The sequence below is a fragment of the Halobaculum roseum genome (assembly GCF_019880245.1).
Lineage (GTDB): Archaea > Halobacteriota > Halobacteria > Halobacteriales > Haloferacaceae > Halobaculum > Halobaculum roseum.
In genome coordinates, this window is sequence record NZ_CP082286.1 from 1669699 (window position 1) to 1688757 (window position 19059).

The window sequence follows — 19059 nt, forward strand, 5'->3', positions numbered from 1 at the left end:
GGGTTAGAACTCCACGGCCTCCTTGATACCGTCGGCGACTCGCGCCGCGTTCGGGAGGTAGTAGTCCTCCAGCGCGTACAGCGGGTACGGCACGTCGTAGCCGGTGACGCGCTTGATCGGCGCCTCCTGATACAGCAGCGCCTCCTCCTGCAGCGTCGCGGTGATCTCGCCGGCGAGCCCGCCCGTCTTGGGCGCCTCGTGGACGACGCATGCGCGGCCGGTCTTCTTGAAGGACTCGACGATCGCCTCCCGGTCCATCGGCGAGACGGTGCGAAGGTCGACGACCTCGGCGTCGATACCCTCCTCGGCCAGCTCCTCGGCGGCCTCGAGGGTCGGGCGGCTCATCGCGCCGTAGGTGAACACGGACACGTCCGAGCCCTCCCGGCGGGTCTTCGCCTCACCGATCGGCACCTCGTAGTCGCCCTCGGGCACGTCGCCGCGGAAGGCGCGGTAGATGAGCTTCGGCTCCATGAACACGACCGGGTCGGGGTCGCGGATCGCCGAGATGAGCAGCCCCTTCGTGTCGTACGGCGTCGAGGGCATGACCACCTTCAGCCCGGCCTCGTGGGTGTAGAACGCCTCCTTGGACTCCGAGTGGTGCTCGGGCGCGCGGATGCCGCCGCCGTAGGGCATGCGCAGCACCATCGGGAGCGTGTAGCGGCTCCGCGAGCGGGTGCGCAGCCGGGCCATGTGGCTCACGATCTGGTCGAAGCCGGGGTAGGCGAACCCGGAGAACTGGATCTCGGGGATCGGCTTCAGGCCCATCGCGGCCATGCCGACGGCCGTGCCGATGATGCCCGACTCCGCCAGCGGGGTGTCGATGACGCGGTCCTCGCCGAACTCGTCGTACAGGCCCTCGGTGGCGCGGAAGACGCCGCCGTTCTTGCCGACGTCCTCGCCCATGACGAGCACGTCGTCGTCCAGTTCCATCTCGGTCGCGAGCGCGTCGCGGACCGACTGTACCAGCGTCAGGTTCTGCGTGGCTTCTTGCTCTTGCGTGCTCATGATCTCACTCCTCCACGAACGCGTCGTCGCCGTACTCCTCGCGCAGTCGCGCGAACTCCTCGGCCTGCCGTCGGATCTCCGGGGTCTGCTCGGCGAACACGTGCTCGAACATCGAGGACGGGTCCGGCCGCACCGTCGACTCCGCCGCGTCGATGGCGTCGGCCACCTCCTCGCGGACGGACTCCTCGACCGCGGCGACGCGGTCGTCGTCGAGGATCCCCTGGTTCCGGAGGAACCGCTCCAGCCGCGGGATCGGGTCCTTCGCCTTCCACTTCTCGACCTCCTCGTCCTCGCGGTAGACGCTCGGGTCGTCGGCGGTCGTGTGCGCGCCGAAGCGGTACTGGACGGCCTCGATCAGCGTCGGACGGCGCTCGCCCTCGCCCGGGTTCTTCGCCTTCTCCAGCGCCTCGGTCGTCGCCTTGTACACGGCCAGCGGGTCCATACCGTCGATCTGGACGCCCTCGAAGCCGTAGGCGACCGCCTTCTGCGCCAGGGTCTCGCTGGCGGTCTGGCGCTCGCGCGGGACCGAGATGGCCCACTGGTTGTTGTTGCAGAAGAACACGTTCGGCGTGTCGAACACGCCCGCGAAGTTCAACCCCTCGTGGAAGTCGCCCTCGCTGGTCGCGCCGTCGCCGAAGTAGCAGATGAACGCGCGGTCGGTGTCGCCGTCGTTCTTCAGCTTGTCCGCCCAGGCCATCCCCGTCGCGTGGGGGACCTGGCTCGCGATGGGGACCGCGGGCGTGAAGACGTTGGCGTCCTCGGGGATGAGGCTCCCGCGCTCGTCGCCCATCCAGTACAGCAGCGTCTGTTTCAGCGGCAGGCCGCGGACCAGCGCCGCCCCGTGTTCGCGGTAGGAGGGGATCATCCAGTCGTCCTCGGCCAGCGCCAACGCGGAGCCGACCTGCGCACCCTCCTGTCCCGACAGCGGCGGGTACGTCCCCATGCGCCCCTGCCGCTGGAGCGACACCGCCCGTTCGTCGAAGTGGCGGGCGAGTTTCATGTGGCGGTACATCGCGACAAACTCCTCCTCGGAGAGGTCCGGGACATCGCCGACGACGCCGCCCTCCTCGTCGAGGACCTGAACCATCCCGTCGCCGGGGTCGCGCTCGAGCGTGCTCACGGTACCCACCTTCGCATACCAGAAGGCTGTCCGTCCCGCCTGATAGTGTTTTCGTAAATAGTTTACTGTGGACAGAAATACTGCCAAGAATTGGCAGGGCGTCGAATCTCCCTCGAATGAACCGGATGTTCGTACGTATTTCTTCGTGTATCCCCGAGGTTGCTTTGTGAACGGCCGAAAAGGAGACGGAGTTCTTTACAATCGTTAATGCATGCTGTTCGCTAGCACGAGGCACGACATCGCACGCGTCGGACGTGAGAGCGGGGGTCGTGAACAGCCGGGGATCAGTCGGCCGCCTGTGCGGCCTCGCGCGCCTCCTCGATCGTCGCCCCGTCGCGGACGAGCGCCTCGACGAAGAACTCGCCCGCCTTGTACGACGAGCGGACCATCGGTCCGGAGGCGCAGTACAGGAACCCGAGTTCCTCCTCGGCGACGCGCGCCCAGGTGTCGAACGCGTCCGGGTGGACGTACTCGAACACGTCGAGGTGCGAGCGCGACGGCTGGAGGTACTGCCCGAGCGTGACGATGTCGACGCCGGCGTTCCGGAGGTCCCGCAGCGTGCGGTACACCTCGTGGTCGTACTCGCCGAGCCCGAGCATGACGCTGGTTTTCGTGTGGATCCCGGACTCGCGGTGCACGCGTTCGAGCACGTCGAGGGTCTGCTCGTAGTTCGCGCGGCGGTCGCGGACGGGCCACTGGAGGCGCTCGACGGTCTCGATGTTGTGGGCGATCACGTCCGGGCCGGCGTCGATGATCCGATCGACCGCGTCGGGGTCGCCGCCGAAGTCGGGGATGAGCACCTCCACGAGGATCGAGGGGTCCCGGCGTTTGATCGCGCGGATCGTCTCCGCGAAGTGGCGCGAGCCGCCGTCGGCGAGGTCGTCGCGGTCGACGGAGGTGAGCACCACGTAGTCCAGCCCGATCTCCGCGACCGCGTCCGCGACGTTGGCGGGCTCGTCCGGGTCCAGCGGCTCCATCCCGCCGGTCTCCACGTCGCAGAAGTTGCACCCGCGCGAGCAGCGGTCGCCCATCAGCATGAACGTGGCCGTCCCCGGCCCGTCGCCGGGGCCGCTTCCGCCCGACCAGCACTCCCCGAGGTTCGGGCAGTTCGCCTCCTCACAGACGGTGTGGAGGTCGCGGTCGCGGAGGATGGACTTGATCTCGGTGAAGCGCCGCCCGGACGGCGGGCGCATCTTCAGCCAGTCCGGCTTCCGCCGCCGACTACTCATACCTCGTCCTTCGTCGCGGGGGGCAAAAGCGTGCGGTATACCCCCTCGAGTTGGTCCGCCCGCGACTCGGATCCGATGCGGTTCGAGCCGCCGGCGCGTGGATCCGACCGTCGATTCCACGCATCGAATGTGATAACAGATTGAACCGACAGGGATTTATTATATCGCTAAGAGTGTGGAACAGACCCGCGAATGTTCGACGTCTCGCCCGAGGAGATCACCGACGGGCGGCTGGGGAGAGCGCTCGCGTTCCTCTCGATCCCGATCGTCGCCCAGCAGCTCGCGGTCACCGCACAGAGCATCGTCGACGTGCTCTGGCTCGGTCGCCTCAGCGGCGAGGCGGTCGCCGCCGTCGGGCTCGTGGCGCCGCTGATCGGGCTGATGACGGCGGTCGTGAGCGGCGTCTTCACCGGCGAACACGTCCTCGTCTCACAGCGCGTCGGCGACGACGACGAGCGCGGGGCGAGCCGCGCGGTGTTCCACGCGCTCGTCGCCGGCGTCGCGGTGATGCTCGCGATGGTGGTCGTCGCGAACCTGTTCGGCGCCGAGTTGACCGCGCTGTTCGACCCCGGACCCGAGGTCGCCCGGATGGGCGCGATCTACCTCGGGACGATGGCGGTCGCGTACACCGTCTCGACCGTCAGCGACGTGTTCGAGTACGGCTTCATCGGCGCCGGTGACTCCCGGACCCCGCTCCTGGTCAACCTCCTGTCGATCGGGATCAGCATCGGCCTCGATCCGCTGCTCATCTTCGGATACGGGCCGATCCCGGGGTACGGGATCGCGGGCGCCGCCTACGCGACGGCGATCGGGTTCGGCGTCGGCGCCCTCGTCATGATCGCCGCCGCACGCTCGGGCCACCGAGGGTTCACCTTCCGCCTCGACGCCGTCGGCCTCGATCGCGGGGAGTTCCGCGAGCTCGTCTCCGTGGGCGCGCCGAAGGTCGGGCAGGGGATCGCCAGACAGGTCGCCCGGCTCGCGGTCGTCGCGATCGTGTCGCTGACGGGCGGCGCGGCGGCGCTCACGGCGTACACCATCGGCGCGCGGATCGCGACGGTCGTGTTCGTCCCCGCGGCGGCGATCGGGTCGGCGGGGACGACCCTCGTCGGGCAGAACCTCGGCGCCGACAAGCCCGCCCGGGCGACCCGGGCGACGTGGCTCGGCGTCGGCGCCGGCGCGGTGGGGCTCGGCGCGATCGGCGTCGTCCAGTACCTCCTGCCGGAGGCCGTCGCCACCCTGTTCGTCCCCGGGATCGCCGGCGAGGCGCTGACGCTGACGGTCGCGTACCTCCAGATCCTCGCGCTCGGCTACTGGGCGCTCGGGACGATCTGGACGGTCGAGGCCGGCTTCAACGGCGCCGGCCGAACGGACGTGAGCATGTACTCGACGATGCTCCAGTACTGGGCCGTCCGGGTGCCCGTCGCCGCCGTCGGCGCGTTCGTCCTCGGCTGGGGGGCGCTCGGGCCCTTCTGGGCGGTGACGGTCTCGAACGTCGTCGCCGCCGTCGGACTGGTGGGGTACTTCCGCTACTCGACCGCCGGAGGGCTCCACGAGCGGGCCGCCGAGGGCGCCGGCAGCGACGGCGACGCCGGGGTCGCGGCCGACGACTGACCCGTCCGGACGAGCGAATCGGGCCGGACCCAAGATCGAACTGTCCGCCGGTCAGAACCGGTCGTCGTCGCCGGGGGCGATACCCTCGGCGTCCTCGGCTGGCGGCTCGATCCCGACCTCCTCGGGGTCGACGTCGAACTCCCGGCGGAGGTCCTGTATGCGGTCGCGGATGTCCGCCGCCAGCTCGAACTCCAGGTTGCTCGCGGCCTCCTCCATGCGATCCTCCAGCGCCTGGATCCGTGCCTGCGCCTCCTCCTCGTCGGCGACCTCGTCGCCGGCGACGCCCGAGGTGTCGGTCTTCGACCCGGGAAGGTTCGTCTCGCCGATCTCCTTCTCGATGGTCCGGGGCTCGTAGCCGTGCTCCTCGTTGAACTCCCGCTGGATCTCGCGGCGGCGGTTCGTCTCCTCGATGGCCGCCTCCATCGCGCTCGTCGTCTCGTCGGCATAGAGGATCACCTCGCCCTCGACGTTGCGGGCCGCGCGACCCATCGTCTGCACGAGGGTGGTCTCCGAGCGGAGGAAGCCCTCCTGGTCGGCGTCGAGGATCGCGACGAGGGAGACCTCGGGGATGTCCAGCCCCTCCCGGAGGAGGTTGATGCCGACGAGCACGTCGATCTCGCCGAGCCGCAGGGAGCGAATGATCTCGTGGCGTTCGAGGGTGTCGGTCTCGTCGTGCATGTACGCCACTTCGACGCCCGCCTCCTCCAGGTACTCCGTGAGGTCCTCGGCCATCCGCTTCGTGAGGGTCGTGACGAGGGTGCGCTCGCCGCGCTCGATGCGCTCGTCGATGCGGTCCATCAGGTCGTCGACCTGTCCCTCGGCGGGCTCGACGGTCACCTCGGGGTCGACGAGATGGGTGGGGCGGACGATCTGCTCGACGACCTGCTCGGAGCGCTCGCGCTCGTAGTCGCTCGGGGTGGCCGAGACGTACAGCCGGCGGTCGGTCTTCTCCTCGAACTCCTCGAAGGTGAGCGGGCGGTTGTCGTACGCCGTCGGCAGGCGGAAGCCGTTGCCGACCAGCGAGTCCTTGCGCGACTTGTCGCCCTCGTACTGCCCCTTGATCTGGGGGAGCGTCTGGTGGGACTCGTCGATCACCGTGAGGAAGTCGTCGGGGAAGTAATCGAGCAGGGTGTAGGGCGCGTCGCCGGACTCCCGGTCCGAGAGGTGAACCGAGTAGTTCTCGATGCCCGAGCAGTAGCCCGTCTCCTGGAGCATCTCGATGTCGAAGGTGGTGCGCTCCTCGATGCGCTGGGCGGCGACGAGGTCGCCCTGGCGCTCGAAGTGCGAGACGCGCTGTTCCATCAGCTCCTCGATCTCGGAGACTGCCCGGTCGATCTGCTCCTCGGGCAGCGAGTAGTGCTCCGCCGGGTGGACGAGCGCCGCCGGCTCCTCGCTGACGACCTCGCCGTTGACCACGTCGACCTTGCGCATGCGGTCGATCTCGTCGCCCCACAGCTCCACGCGGACGGCGTGGCGGCCGTACATCGGGAACACCTCGACGGTGTCCCCGCGCACGCGGAACGTCCCCTGGTGGAAGTCCACGTCGTTGCGCTCGTAGTTCAGGTCGACCAGCCGCTTGAGCAGCTCGTCGCGTCCGATCTCCTGGCCGACCTCCAGTTCCAGCGCCATCCCGCGGTAGTTCGCGGGGTCGCCGAGCCCGTAGATGGCCGAGACGGAGGCGACGACGATCACGTCGTCCCGCGTGAGCAGCGACCGCGTCGCGGAATGCCTGAGGCGGTCGATCTCGTCGTTGATGGACATCTCCTTGTCGATGTAGGTGTCCGTCTGCTCGACGTACGCCTCGGGCTGGTAGTAGTTGTAGTAGGAGACGAAGTACTCGACGGCGTTGTCGGGGAAGAGGTTCCGGAACTCCTCGTACAGCTGCGCCGCGAGGGTCTTGTTGTGGGCGATGACGAGCGTCGGGGTGTCGAGCTCCTCGACGACCCACGAGACGGTGTTCGTCTTCCCGGAACCGGTGACGCCCAGCAGCGTCTGCTCGGTCATCCCGGACTCGAAACCGTCGACGAGTTGGCGGATCGCGTCGGGCTGGTCGCCCGCGGGGTCGAACGGGGCGTCGACGCGCAGCGGCTTCTCCGCCTCGGGACGGTCCGGCGAGAGGGGTCCCTCGGTTTCGCTCATTGGAGTGGGTGTGGGGCGGGACGCACTTGACGAGCGCGGTCGAGTGAGTGAGCGACCGAAGGGAGCGAACGAACGAGACCGCGGACAACGGCGGCGCGCTTGCGGGCGCGCCGCCCACAGAGAGCGCGATCGCCGCGACTCACTGGACCGCCGACCGCGTCGGCGACAGCGGCGACGTTCGCGACCGCCGAAACGCATACCACCCGAAGCCGAGAAGGACCGAACATGACACGCACGCTCCTCGTGGAGGCGGCAGAACACGCCGAACGCGCGGCCGACGCCGCCGACGGCGAGGCGGCCGACCGGTTCGACCGGGTCGCCGACGACCTCCGGGCGGTCGCCGACGAGAGTCGGTCCGGTCCCGACCACGGCTGGATGGCGAAGCGCATCAACACGATCCGTGAGGCCGCGAGCGACGCGAACGACGACGTGCGGGGCCACGCCGAGGCCGCAGTCGAGTCTATCAGCGAGTACCGCGAGGACGTGCCGGGCGTCTGAGGCGACGGCCGGTGCCGTCGAGCACCGTTCAGCAGACATCCAAGCGAACTGCTCAGCAGACGTTCTTCGGCTTGACGCCCATCGACTCCAGCGTCGTCACGTAGTCGTCGTAGGCGACCTCGACGATCCGGTCGGCGGCGTCGCGGGCGGCGCTCCAGTCCTCGTCGTCGTCGCACACCTCCGCGAGCACGTCGAGCGCGTCGTCGAGGCGCTCGGCCAGGTCGTCGCGGATACCGCGGAAGTCGTTCGAAGAGGCCGGGTCCGCGTCGCCGACGAAGAAGCCGACCGTCTGCTCGGCGCGGGTGTGGGCGACCACGAGCCGGCCGTACAGCCCGCCGACGCGCTCGACGGTGTCCGTCAGGTCGGCGAGCACGTCGTACTCCGGGTACTCGTGGGGGTCGTCGGTCTCGGGGTCGAAGTCGGGGTCGGCCACGTCGCGGTGTTCGCGCGCGTCCTCGGCGGCGTCGCCGAACAGCGCCGCGGCGTCGCCGTTGGCCTCGTCGGCGCTCCACGACTCGAAGATCCGCCCCGCGAGGGCGAACTCGGCGGCGACGGCGGTGCGGACGGCATCGGCGTCCATCTCGCCGCCGGTCAGCGCGTACAGCGATTTCGAGGACCCGAGCCGCGAGAGCGGCGTCTCGTTGTCGTCCCGGAACTCCGCTGAGAAGGCGTCTGCGTCCATGCCCCGACGTACGCCGGTGTGCCGCTTGAAACCCTCGCCGCCGGCAGCGCTGGCGCGGGCGTGAGAGTCGGCCGGACAACGGGTCGACCGGGCGGTGGCAGTTGGAACGCGCCGATCGCACGCCCGAAGCGGACAGCGGCCCCGGCGACACCCTTACTAGCCGCCCGGGAGAGTCGCGGATGTGTCACGTCCCTCCGACGAGCCGCGGTCCGTCTCGACCGCGCTCACGGCGGCCGGGCGGCTCCTCCGCGACCGCCCCGCCGCGGTCCTCCCGGCGTACCTCCTCTCGATCGGCCTCGCCGCCGCCGCCCGCGTCCCGGTGACGGTCGGCCTCGGCGTCGCCGTGGCGTCGCTAGCGGCGACCGGTCGACTCGAACCGCTCGTGCGTGCGGCCGTCGAGCTACAGGAGGCCGCTCGCGCCGCCGGCGACCCCGGCGGCGGGATCGGGCCCGGAGACGGTCCGGAATCCGGTTCCGGGGAGATCCCGGCCGGCGCCGCCGAGGCGCTGGCCGACGCCGCCGCGAACGCCGCGACGCCGACGGTCGTCGCCGCCCTCGGGATCGGCGTCGTCGTCGCGGTCGTGGTCGGCCTGCTCGCGCGGGCGCTGGGATCGGCGGTGTCGTACGGGACCGTCTGGGCCGGGCTCGACGGCCGCGACCCGCTCGTGTCCGGCGTCCGAACCGCCGGGCGCTGGCGGACGTTCCTCGGGCTCGCGCTCGTCCGCGCGGTCGTCGGCCTCGTCGCAGTCGGCGGCCCGCTGTTCGTCGGGGTGAACCTCGCGCTCCGGCCCGCAGTGATCGGCGGCGACGCCGCCGCTGGCGTTGTCGCGGTCCTCCTGACCGTCGGACTCGTCGGCCTCGGCGTCCTGGTCCTCCTCCTCGCGTACTTCCTGCTGGCGTTCGCGGAGTCGGCCGCCGTCGTCGACGGCCGCGGGGCCGTCGGGTCGATCCGGGCGAGCCTCGGGTTCGTTCGCGACCACCCGGCCCACGCCGTCGGGTTCGCGCTCGTCGCCGTCGGCGGCTACGTCGCGGCCGCGGTCGCCGTCGGCGTCGCCAACGCCGCGGGGGCGGGCAGTCTCGGCGGGATCGTGTTGCCGCTCTTCGTCGTCCCGCTGCTCGACGCCGGCGCGACCGCGCTGTACGCCGGATGCGACCGCCCTGAACCGGTCGAGCGTCCGGGGTTCCGCACGCGCGTTCGCCGCGCGCTCGGGCACGGCTGGAGCGAGATGACGGGGTTCGTCGCCGGCCATCCGGTCGCGGTGCTGGCCGCGCTCGCGACGCTGGCGGGCGGGGTCGCCGCTGGGTACGCCACGACCGCCCCGTACGGGGTGACGGCGTCGGGCCCGGAGGACGTGGCGGGCGTGTTCGGCGCGGTCCCCGTCGGCCCGTTCGTCACCATCGCGGCGAACAACTGGCTCGTGAGCGTGGGGCTCGCGTACGGCGGCGTCGCCTTCGGCCTCCCGGCGGTGTCGGGACTGCTGTTCAACGGCGTCCTCGTCGGCGCGCTCGCGGGCGTGTTCGACCGGACGGCGTTCCTCGCGCTCGTGGCCCCCCACGGCGTGCTCGAGCTCCCGGTGATCGCCGTCGCCGGCGGGCTCGGACTCCACCTCGGCGGCGTCGGCTGGCGTGCGGTTCGCGGCCGCGCGGACGCCGAGGCGGTCGCGGCCGCGCTGGAACGGGCCGCGCACGTGCTGGTCGGGATCGGGATCCTGCTGGTCGTCGCGGCCGCCGTCGAGGCGTTCCTCACGCCGCGGGTCGCGGCCGCCGTGCTGGGCGGATAACGGTCGGCCACGTGGGGTCGAAGCGCCCGGATCCGCGATCTCGCGGGGTCGGTTCGGCGTCCGCCGGAGCCGTGATCGGTCGAAATCCTGGCGCAGAGACACATACGCACCTTTTTGGTAGCCGGTGTCCGAGCGCGCCCATGGGCGATCTGTCTCCCGGGGAAGCCCTCCTCGATCACGCACAGGACGAGATCGCCGTCGTCACCGCCGACGGGACGTTCACCTACGTGAACGCCGCCGTCGAGGCGATCCTGGGATTCGAGCCGGCGGACCTCGTCGGCGAGACCGTCTTCTCGTACGTCCACCCCGACGACGCGCCGAGGGTCCGACGGAAGTTCGATCGAACGGTCCGGTCGGACGCGTACGACGAGACCACCGTCACGTACAGACATCGAACCAGCGACGGGTCCTGGGTGTGGTTCGAGAGCCGGCTGTCGAACCTGACCGCCGACGCGTACGACGGATACGTCGTGAGCTCGCGCGACATCACCGAACGGGTGCTGGCCGAGGAGACGCGCGACGCGGCCGCCGCGCGGTTGCACACGATCGCCTCGGTGTCGGGCGACGTGCTCTGGCTGTTCGCCGGCGACTGGTCGGAGGCGCTGTTCGTGAACGGCGCCGTCGAGCAGATCTACGGGATCGCCCCGGAACGGCTGTATCGGGACTCGGTGGCGTTCCTCGACACGGTCCATCCGGACGACCTAGCCGGCGTGATCGACGGAATGGAGCGGCTCACGGACGGCGAATCCGTCGACATCGAGTACCGCGTCAACCCCGACGAGAACTTCACCCGGTGGGTGTGGGTGCAGGCGACTCCGATCGTCGAGGACGGCGTCGTCACCCGGATCGCGGGGTTCAGCCGCGACGTGACCGACAGACGCCGGCGCGAGCAGCACCTGGTGGTGATGGACAACCTCCTTCGGCACACCCTCCGCAACGACCTCAACGTGATCCTGGGGACGGCAGAACGGATCGCCACCGCGTTCCCGGAGGCTGCCACGCTGACCGAACAGATCCGAGCGACGGGGACGCGACTGCTCCAGAGCGCGGCCAAGGAACGACAGATCATCGAGCTCCTCGTCAACCGACGCTTCGGCGAACGGATCGCCGTCGGCGACGCCGTCGAGCGCGCCGTCGAACGGGCGCGAACGCGCCACCCGAACGGCGATATCGAGTACGTCGCTGGGCCGGACGACCGTTCGGCGGCGATCCCCTCGCCGATCACGGCCGCGGTGACCGAACTGATCGAGAACGGGGTCATCCATTGCGACGACCGGCGGCCGGCCGTCGACGTTCGCGTTCGGTCCGGCGGCGACGGGAGCGTCGCCATCGAGATCGTCGACGGCGCCGCCCCGCTTCCCGACGTCGAGGTGAACGTGCTGACCGGGTCCCACGAGTTCGGACGCGACCCCGTCCGTCACAGCGGCGGGCTGGGGGTCTGGCTCGTCTACTGGTGCGTCGAACTCGCGAACGGAGCCGTCGCCGTCGAGAACGCGGGATCCGACGGGAACCGGATCGAGATCACCGTCCCGACGGACGCGGACGAGTCGACCGTGAACCCGGGCGGGCCGACTGCGGATCCGAACGGGTCGAGCGCGAGTTCGAACGGGGGCGGCCCGAACGGGTGTGCGAACACCGGGCGTGCCGACCGCACGTCCGAGTGAGCGGTTCGTCTCCGGGGGAGATCGGGCGGGTTACTCGCCGCCGGGCTCGCTGCCCTTCACGATCGGGGCGCGAACGAGGTTGCCCCACTCCGTCCAGGAGCCGTCGTAGTTGACGGTCTGGTCGGCGCCGACGAGCTCGTGGAGCGCGAACCACGCGACCGACGAGCGCTCGCCGATGCGGCAGTAGGCGACGATCTCGTCGTCGCCCTCGGCGAGCACGTCGTCGTACAGCTCCTCCAGCTCCTCCTGGGTCTTGAACGTCCCGTCGTCGTTGGTGACGGAGGCCCACGAGATGTTGCGGGCGCCGGGGATGTGGCCGCCGCGCTGGGCGGTCTCCTGGAGTCCCGGCGGGGCGAGGATCTCGCCGCTGTACTCCTCGGGCGAGCGAACGTCGACGAGGGGAACGCCCGCGCCGATGGCGTCGTCCACGTCGTCGCGGTACGCGCGGATCGACTCGTCGGCCTCGTCGGCCTCGTAACTCGTCTCGGGGAACGACGGCACCTCGTCGGTGGTCGGGTAGTCGTGCTCCAGCCAGTACTCGCGGCCGCCGTCGAGCAGCTTCACGTCGTCGTGGCCGTAGTACTTGTACTGCCAGTAGGTGTAGGCGGCGAACCAGTTCGAGTTGTCGCCGTAGAGGACGACCGTGGAGTCGTCGCTGATGCCGTGTTCGGCGTTCAGCGCCTCGAAGTCCTCCTTCGTGAGCACGTCGCGCTGGGTCTGGTCCTGGAGGTCGGTCTCCCAGTTGAAGCCGATGGCGCCGGGGGCGTGCTCGGCGTCGTACGCCTCGGTGTCGACGTCCACCTCCACCAGTCGGTACGCCGGGTCGTCGGACTGGAACTCGTCGAGGTGGGACTCCACCCAGTCGGCGTCGACGAGTACGTCCTTCGCGTAATCTGACATTGCGAACGAGGGTACGCCTCCCCGCCGTATAATACCCGCATCCCCGGCAGAGGCGGCCATTCGTCGCTTGAACCGGAAATCTTTGCCGCCGTTTCCCGTCCTCCTGTCGGGACCGCCGTCGCCGGCGACCGACCGCGACCGCCGGCGGAACCGCGGCCCGTCGGAGGCCGCAATACTTTCCGGATTCTCTGACGCGCCGCGGGCGTCGCCGGCTCGACCGGGCTTTTACCGGCGCCGCGCGAACGGCCGGCATGAGCGACACCTTCGTCCCCGCGTCGTGGCTCGCCGACCGCCTCGACGACCCCGGCGTCCGCGTCGTCGACGTGCGCGACGCGTGGGAGTACGACGGCATCGGCCACGTACCGGGCGCCGTCTCGATCCCGTTCGACGAGTTCCGATCGAGTGCGGGAGATACGGGGATGCTCCCGGGCGCCGACCGCTGGGGGGACCTGCTCTCGAACGCCGGCGTCGCCCCCGGCGACGAGATCGTCGCCTACGACGACGAACACGGCGTGTTCGCCGCCAGGTTCCTCGTGACCGCGGAGCTGTACGGCCACGACCCCGAGCGCTTGCACGTGCTCGACGGCGACTACAGCTCGTGGAGCCGCGAACACGAGACCGCACGCGAGGCCGCCGACGTGGAGCCGACCGAGTACGAGCCGGGCGAACCGGCCGAGTCCCCGCTCGTCGACTTCGACGGCGTCCGCGAGCGCCTCGGCGCCGACGCGACGATCGTCGACACCCGCGACCCCGAGGAGTACGCCGCCGGCCACCTCCCGGGCGCGGTGAACCTCGACTGGCTCGAGCTGGTCGACCCCGACACGCGCGGGCTGAAGCCGCGTGCGGAGCTGGAGGCGACGCTGCGCGAGCGCGGGATCACCCCGGATCGAGAGGTCATCCTGTACTGCAACACCGCCCGCCGGATCAGCCACACCTACCTCGTGCTCCGGCACCTCGGCTACGGGGACGTGCTGTTCTACGAGGGGAGCCTCACCGAGTGGGAGGCGCGCGACGGCGAAGTCGTCACCGAGTAGCGCGCGGGTCAGGGGACAGTAGACGTACGGGTCAGGGAGCCGCCTCGTCGTCGGTGTCCGGCGGCGGCGTCCCGTCGGCCGTCGGGTCAGGGTCGGCGCCGAGCCCCGGGAGCTGCTGTTGGGTGGGGGCGCCGTTGTTCGAGAGCAGCCGCACCGTCTCCGACAGCAGCGCGACGACGAGCGGCCCGACGACGAACCCGACCGCCCCGAGCGTGAGCAGGCCGCCGACGAAGCCGACGAAGTACACGGAGACGGGGAGGTCGGTGGCGCCGCCGGCGAGTCGCGGCCGGATCACCGCGTCGGGAACGAACCCGACGAGGATCAGCCCGACGACGAGGACGATCGCCGCGCGGAACGCGTTGCCGGCGACGAGATCGACGACCGCCAGCGCGACGACGACGACGCTCGGCCCCAACACCGGGACGAACTGGAGTACGGCGGCGACGACCGCCAGCGCGAACGGCGACTCGTACCCCAGCGCCGCGAACGTCACGAGCGCGACGACGAACGTCGCCACGGCGGTCGCCCCCTGCAGGACGTAGATCGCCCGCAGCGTCGACGCCGTGCGGCGGTGGAGCGCGAAGAGCACGTCGTGGTACTCGCCGGGACACAGCCGCAAGGCGGCCACCCGCGGCGCGTTCGGCTTCAGGAGGAGCCCGTACACGAGGATGACGAACACGACCAGCTTCAACGCGATGACGGGAGCGGCCGCAGCCAACGAGATCGCGAGGCTGCGGAGGGTCGCCTCCGCCGTCCGCAACAGCGGCGCGGTCTCCAGCACGTACATGAACGCCCCGAGGTCGACGACGATCCGCTCGGGGATGGCCCCGAGGAACGCGAGCAGATCCAGGCGACGACGGTACAACACGTACGCGAGCGGCATGGCGAGCGCCACGACCCCGAGAAAGCCCGCGGCCGTCGCGGCGCCGGCGGCGACCCGTCCGGAGTAGCCGTACCCGCTCACCGTCTCCCGGAAGGGGTACAACACGTACGCGACGGTGATCGCGAACACGACCGTCGAGAGGACGCTCTCGAGCACCAGCGCCGCGAGGACGAGGAGCCCGGCCAGCAGCGCCGCGAGCGCGGTTCGCCGACTGGGCTGCATACGCCTACCCCGTACGGCTCGGTACAAAACGATTGCCCGTGACCGACCACCGGCGGCGTCCCCGGTTTCCCGCCGTGAACCGCGGGGGTTAATTATCTCCGAGTGTGACCACCGAGTAATGACAGACGAGACCGGACGCAGCAGGCGGCGGTTCCTCGGGGCGGTCGGCGCCGTCGGCGTCGCCGGGTTGGCCGGCTGTTCGGCCCAGCCGGTCGCCGACGAGGCGACGAGCGAGCCGCCGGCCACGACCGACGACCAGGTCACGACCGAAGGGACGACGACCGGCGAGCCGACCGAGTCGATGGCGGACACGCTCGTCGTGGCGACGTACCCGCCGTTCGTGAACGCGCCGTCGACGAGCCCCGGCGCGTGGCTGAAGCGGGAGTTCGAGTCCGAGTACGACGCGACGCTCGTGTATCAGACGCCCGACTCCGAGCTCAACTACTACATCGAGCGTGCGGTGCAGGGCGTCGACTTCGAGGCGGACGTGTACGTCGGACTCGACACCGGCCAGCTGATCGACGTGGACAGCCAGCGCGGCGAGGGGCAGTTCACGGGGTCGCTGTTCGCGGAGGCGAGCGACCTCGCCGGCGGCGACGCGATCAAGGACGGCCTCCGGTTCGACCCGGAGGGCAGGGCGGTTCCGTTCGACACCGGGTACATCTCGCTGGTGTGGAACGCGACGATGGACGGCGGCGAGTTCGTCGCCCCCGAGACGTTCGAGGACCTGACGGCCGCCGAGTTCGAGGGGGACCTCATCGCGCAGAACCCGACGACCTCGACGACCGGCGAGGCGTTCATGCTCCACACGATCGACGCCTTCGGCGAGGACGGGTACCTCGACTACTGGGAACGCCTGCAGGACAACGGCGTCACGGTGCTCGGCAACTGGTCGGACTCCTACTCCGCGTACCTGAACGAGGAGGCGCCGATGGTCGTGTCGTACTCCACCGACCAGGTGTTCGCCTCCGCCGAGGGTCAGGACCTCGACAAACACCAGATCCGCTTCCTGAACGACCAGGGGTACGCCAACCCCGAGGGGATGGCCCGCTTCGCGGACAGCGACGCCCCCCGCCTGGCCGAGCGATTCATGGAGTTCATGCTCCGTCCCGAGATCCAGGCCGGGATCGCCCAGCGCAACGTCGCGTTCCCGGCTATCGCGGACGCGCCGCTGCCCGAGGACTACGCCCAGTACGCCAAGGAGCCGCCCGAGTCGGTCACCTTCACGTACGACGAACTCGAAGCAAACCTCGGGACATGGACCGACCAGTGGGCGCGGCGCTTCGCCGGCGGGTGAACGGGGTTCGGACGGCCAGTCCAACCGCCGTCGCCGAGCGGTTCGCGCTGCCACTGCTGGCGGCCGTCACGGCCCTCCTCCTCGCGCTGCTGTTCTACTACCCGATCGCGACGGTGTTCGTCGACGCCGTCGTCGAGGACGGCCGGCTCACCTTCGGGCCCCTCGTCGAGGTGGCCACCGACGAGTTCTACCTCGGCCGCGTACTGGGGTTCACCGCCTACCAGGCGCTGCTGTCGACCCTGCTGAGCGTCCTGCTCGGGCTGCCGGGGGCGTGGGTGCTCGCGCGCTTCGAGTTCCGCGGGCGCGACACGCTCCGGTCGGTGACGATGGTGCCGTTCGTCGTCCCGTCGGTGCTCGTCGCCGCGGCGTTTTACGCCACCTTCGGCGCGAACGGGACGCTCAACGCCGCGCTGTCGGCGATCGGGCTCCCCCGTGTCGACCTGCTCCCGTCGCTCGGGGCGATCCTCGTCGCGCACGCGTTCTACAACGCGCCGCTGGTGACGCGGGTGGTCGCCGCCGCGTGGGAATCGGTCGACGCCGGCGCCGTCGAGACCGCCCGCTCGCTGGGCGCCTCGCGGCGGCGGGCGTTCCGCGACGTGGTGCTCCCGCAGTTGCTCCCGGCGATCCTGACGGGCGCGACGCTGACGTTCGTGTTCACGTTCGCGACGTTCGCCATCCCGCTGGCGCTGGGGGGCTCGCAGTACGCCACCATCGAGGTGTTCATCTACTCGGCCCGCCAGCAGCTGGAGTACGGCCGCGCCGCGTCGCTGGCGGTGCTCGAAACCGGCGTCTCGCTGTCGCTGATGGCGCTCTACCTCCGGTACGAGCGCGCGCAGGCGGCCGAGCGCCGCGGGATCCGGACGCTCGTTCGCCGGCCGCTGTGGCCCGACTCGTGGACCCGCGGGCGGGCCCTCCGCCGGCTCGCGATCGCCGGCTACGCCGTCGTCGTCGCGCTGGTGTTCGTCGCGCCGCTCGCGAGCATGCTCTACGCCAGCGTCAGCGTCGACGGACGGTTCACGCTCGACGCCTACCGGTTCCTCGTCGAACGGCAGGCCACCGGCGCGGCCTTCCAGGTGAAGCCGCTCCCCGCGATCGTCAACTCGCTCGTCTTCGGGGCGGCGACGCTCCTCCTCGCGGTCCCGCTGGGCGTCGTGATGGGCGTGCTCACGACCCGGCGGTTCCGCGGGCGCTGGCTCGTCGACGCGCTGTCGATGGCGCCGCTCGTGGTGTCGGGGATCGTCGTCGGCCTCGGGCTGCTCCGCGGGCTCGTGTTCGGGTTCGAGGCGTTCGGCTACCGGTTCACCGTCACCGGCGCCGTCGCCATCGTCGCCGCCCACGCCGTCGCCGCCTACCCGTTCGTCGTGCGGACGGTCGCGCCGCCGCTGGACTCGCTGGACCGGGCGCTCGTCGACTCGGCGCGTGCGCTGGGCGCCTCCCGGGCGCGGGCCGTCCTCGACGTGGAGCTGCCGCTCGTGTGGCCGGGCGTCGTCGCCGGCGCCGCCTTCGCCTTCGCCATCTCCATCGGCGAGTTCGACGCCACCGTCATCCTCGCGGAGGGCGGCGGCACCTACACCATGCCCGTCGCCGTCGAGCGCTTCATCGGCCGGCGGCTCGGCCCCGCGACGGCGATGGGCACCGTGTTGCTGGCGGTGACGGCCGCCTCGTTCGTCGTCATCGAGCGCGTCGGGGGTGAGTTCCGTGGGTGAGGAGTCCCCGTCGTCCGGGCGGTCGGACTCGGCGGGTCCGCCAGATCGATCAGGGTCGCGCGAGCGCTCCGACCCGGCGGTTCGACTGGAGAACCTCCGGGTCGAATACGGGTCGACCACCGCGCTCGACGGCATCGACCTGGCGGTCGACGAGGGGGAGTTCTTCACGCTCGTCGGCCCCTCGGGGTGCGGCAAAACCACCACACTGCGGTGTCTCGCGGGGTTCGAGGAGCCGACCGCCGGGTCGGTTCACATCGGCGGCGAGTCGATGGCGGGGGTTCCACCCGAAGCGAGGGGGGTCGGCGTCGTGTTCCAGAGCTACGCGCTGTTCCCCCACATGACCGTCGGCGAGAACGTCGCCTACGGCCTCCGCTTCTCGGGGGCGCCGGAGGGAACCACGAAGGACGAACGCGTGACTGAGCTGCTGGAGCTGGTCGATCTGCCGGGGTTCACCGACCGCGACCCCGACACCCTCTCGGGGGGCCAACAGCAGCGGGTGGCGCTGGCGCGGGCGCTGGCGCCCGAGCCGCGGCTGCTCCTGCTCGACGAGCCGATGTCGGCGCTGGACGCGCGCCTGCGCGAGCGGCTCCGTGTGCAGGTGCGGGCGATCCAGCGCGAACTCGACATCACGACGGTGTACGTCACCCACGACCAGGAGGAGGCGCTGTCGGTCTCCGACCGCGTCGCCGTGATCGACGACGGCGGGATCGAGCAGGTCGGCCCGCCCCGCGAGCTGTACGACGCGCCGGCGACGCGGTTCGTCGCGGAATTCCTCGGCGACAACAACGTGTTCGCGGGGTCGGTCGTCGCGGCCGGCGGCGACCGCGCCCGCGACGCGGCGACCGCGCGGAGCGACGGCGGCGACCCGCTGCGCCTCCGCGTCGACGGGGGCGGGACGCTCCCCCTCCCGAGCGACGCGGCGACTGACATCCGCGACGGCGACCGACTCGTCGTCTGCGTGCGTCCCGAACGGGTCCGGGTCCGTCGCGGGCGCGACGACGGCGACCGGGGCCACGACGGCCGCGGCAGCAGGGACGACCGCGACGGCCCGGAACCGGCGGCCGACATGTCGCGGGACGGGGCGACCGATGCCGCCACGTGGTTGTCGGCGACCGTCCAGGGTTCCGAGTTCCTCGGGGACGCGACGCGGCTCCACTCCGACTGGGACGGGGTCGACGTGACCGCCCGAACAGCCGGCGACCGGTCCTTCGACGCGGGCGACGCCGTGGCCCTCGGCGTCGCCCCCGAGGACGTTCGCGTCGTCGAGCGGGAGTGACCGGCCGCACGCG

At 70.9% G+C, this 19059-nt stretch carries 15 protein-coding genes; 8 read left to right on the top strand and 7 right to left on the bottom strand.

Annotated elements, in window-relative coordinates:
- Window positions 1-3: 3 nt before the first annotated feature.
- The 3 genes from K6T36_RS08445 to lipA form a co-directional block, all read right to left on the bottom strand.
- On the bottom strand, window positions 4-1005 hold the full coding sequence (locus K6T36_RS08445; RefSeq protein WP_222920898.1) for an alpha-ketoacid dehydrogenase subunit beta: 1002 nt from the start codon (window positions 1003-1005) through the stop codon (window positions 4-6).
- 4 nt (window positions 1006-1009) lie between these two features.
- Entirely contained in the window at window positions 1010-2125 is a 1116-nt protein-coding gene (gene pdhA, locus K6T36_RS08450) for a pyruvate dehydrogenase (acetyl-transferring) E1 component subunit alpha (protein WP_222920899.1), read from the bottom strand.
- A gap of 284 nt (window positions 2126-2409) precedes the next feature.
- Complete coding sequence (lipA, locus tag K6T36_RS08455; RefSeq protein WP_222920900.1) at window positions 2410-3354, bottom strand: lipoyl synthase; 945 nt, start codon at window positions 3352-3354, stop codon at window positions 2410-2412.
- A gap of 192 nt (window positions 3355-3546) precedes the next feature.
- Between lipA and K6T36_RS08460 the strand changes: the two genes are divergently transcribed.
- On the top strand, window positions 3547-4965 hold the full coding sequence (locus tag K6T36_RS08460) for an MATE family efflux transporter (RefSeq protein ID WP_222920901.1): 1419 nt from the start codon (window positions 3547-3549) through the stop codon (window positions 4963-4965).
- Between the two features lie 51 nt (window positions 4966-5016).
- Here the strand turns inward: K6T36_RS08460 and uvrB are convergent, their stop codons facing one another.
- Window positions 5017-7104 carry an excinuclease ABC subunit UvrB gene (gene uvrB / locus K6T36_RS08465; protein ID WP_222920902.1) on the bottom strand — a complete coding sequence of 696 codons (2088 nt, stop codon included), beginning with the start codon at window positions 7102-7104 and terminating at the stop codon, window positions 5017-5019.
- Between the two features lie 225 nt (window positions 7105-7329).
- On the opposite strand from uvrB, the gene K6T36_RS08470 reads away from it, so the two are divergent.
- Window positions 7330-7602: a DUF7553 family protein gene (locus K6T36_RS08470; RefSeq protein WP_222920903.1), complete on the top strand. Its 273-nt coding sequence runs from the start codon at window positions 7330-7332 to the stop codon at window positions 7600-7602.
- Between the two features lie 52 nt (window positions 7603-7654).
- Here K6T36_RS08470 and K6T36_RS08475 read toward each other — a convergent pair whose 3' ends face one another.
- Entirely contained in the window at window positions 7655-8284 is a 630-nt protein-coding gene (locus tag K6T36_RS08475; RefSeq protein WP_222920904.1) for a transcription antitermination protein, read from the bottom strand.
- Window positions 8285-8465: 181 nt separating this feature from the next.
- Here K6T36_RS08475 and K6T36_RS08480 point away from each other — a divergent pair, with 181 nt between their 5' ends.
- Both K6T36_RS08480 and K6T36_RS08485 read left to right on the top strand, forming a co-directional pair.
- Complete coding sequence (locus K6T36_RS08480; RefSeq protein WP_222920905.1) at window positions 8466-10064, top strand: stage II sporulation protein M; 1599 nt, start codon at window positions 8466-8468, stop codon at window positions 10062-10064.
- Between the two features lie 140 nt (window positions 10065-10204).
- Entirely contained in the window at window positions 10205-11728 is a 1524-nt protein-coding gene (locus tag K6T36_RS08485) for a PAS domain-containing sensor histidine kinase (protein WP_222920906.1), read from the top strand.
- Between the two features lie 30 nt (window positions 11729-11758).
- Here K6T36_RS08485 and K6T36_RS08490 read toward each other — a convergent pair whose 3' ends face one another.
- Window positions 11759-12628 carry a sulfurtransferase gene (locus tag K6T36_RS08490; protein WP_222920907.1) on the bottom strand — a complete coding sequence of 290 codons (870 nt, stop codon included), beginning with the start codon at window positions 12626-12628 and terminating at the stop codon, window positions 11759-11761.
- A 251-nt stretch (window positions 12629-12879) separates the two neighbouring features.
- Here K6T36_RS08490 and K6T36_RS08495 point away from each other — a divergent pair, with 251 nt between their 5' ends.
- Window positions 12880-13662, top strand: coding sequence for a sulfurtransferase (locus K6T36_RS08495; protein ID WP_222920908.1), 783 nt, complete (start codon window positions 12880-12882; stop codon window positions 13660-13662).
- A 31-nt stretch (window positions 13663-13693) separates the two neighbouring features.
- On the opposite strand, the gene K6T36_RS08500 is transcribed toward K6T36_RS08495, so the two are convergent.
- Entirely contained in the window at window positions 13694-14767 is a 1074-nt protein-coding gene (locus K6T36_RS08500; protein ID WP_222920909.1) for an AI-2E family transporter, read from the bottom strand.
- Window positions 14768-14885: 118 nt separating this feature from the next.
- Here K6T36_RS08500 and K6T36_RS08505 point away from each other — a divergent pair, with 118 nt between their 5' ends.
- Genes K6T36_RS08505 through K6T36_RS08515 form a run of 3 tightly spaced genes read left to right on the top strand, consistent with a single transcriptional unit; the run spans window position 14886 to window position 19046 of the window.
- Window positions 14886-16064 (top strand): thiamine ABC transporter substrate-binding protein, encoded by a 1179-nt coding sequence (locus tag K6T36_RS08505; protein WP_222920910.1) that lies wholly within the window; start codon window positions 14886-14888, stop codon window positions 16062-16064.
- Window positions 16025-17770, top strand: coding sequence for an ABC transporter permease (locus K6T36_RS08510; RefSeq protein ID WP_222920911.1), 1746 nt, complete (start codon window positions 16025-16027; stop codon window positions 17768-17770). Before K6T36_RS08505 ends, K6T36_RS08510 begins: the two co-directional genes overlap by 40 nt.
- Window positions 17763-19046, top strand: a complete 1284-nt coding sequence (locus K6T36_RS08515; RefSeq protein ID WP_390182316.1) for an ABC transporter ATP-binding protein — start codon at window positions 17763-17765, stop codon at window positions 19044-19046. Before K6T36_RS08510 ends, K6T36_RS08515 begins: the two co-directional genes overlap by 8 nt.
- Window positions 19047-19059: the final 13 nt, after the last annotated feature.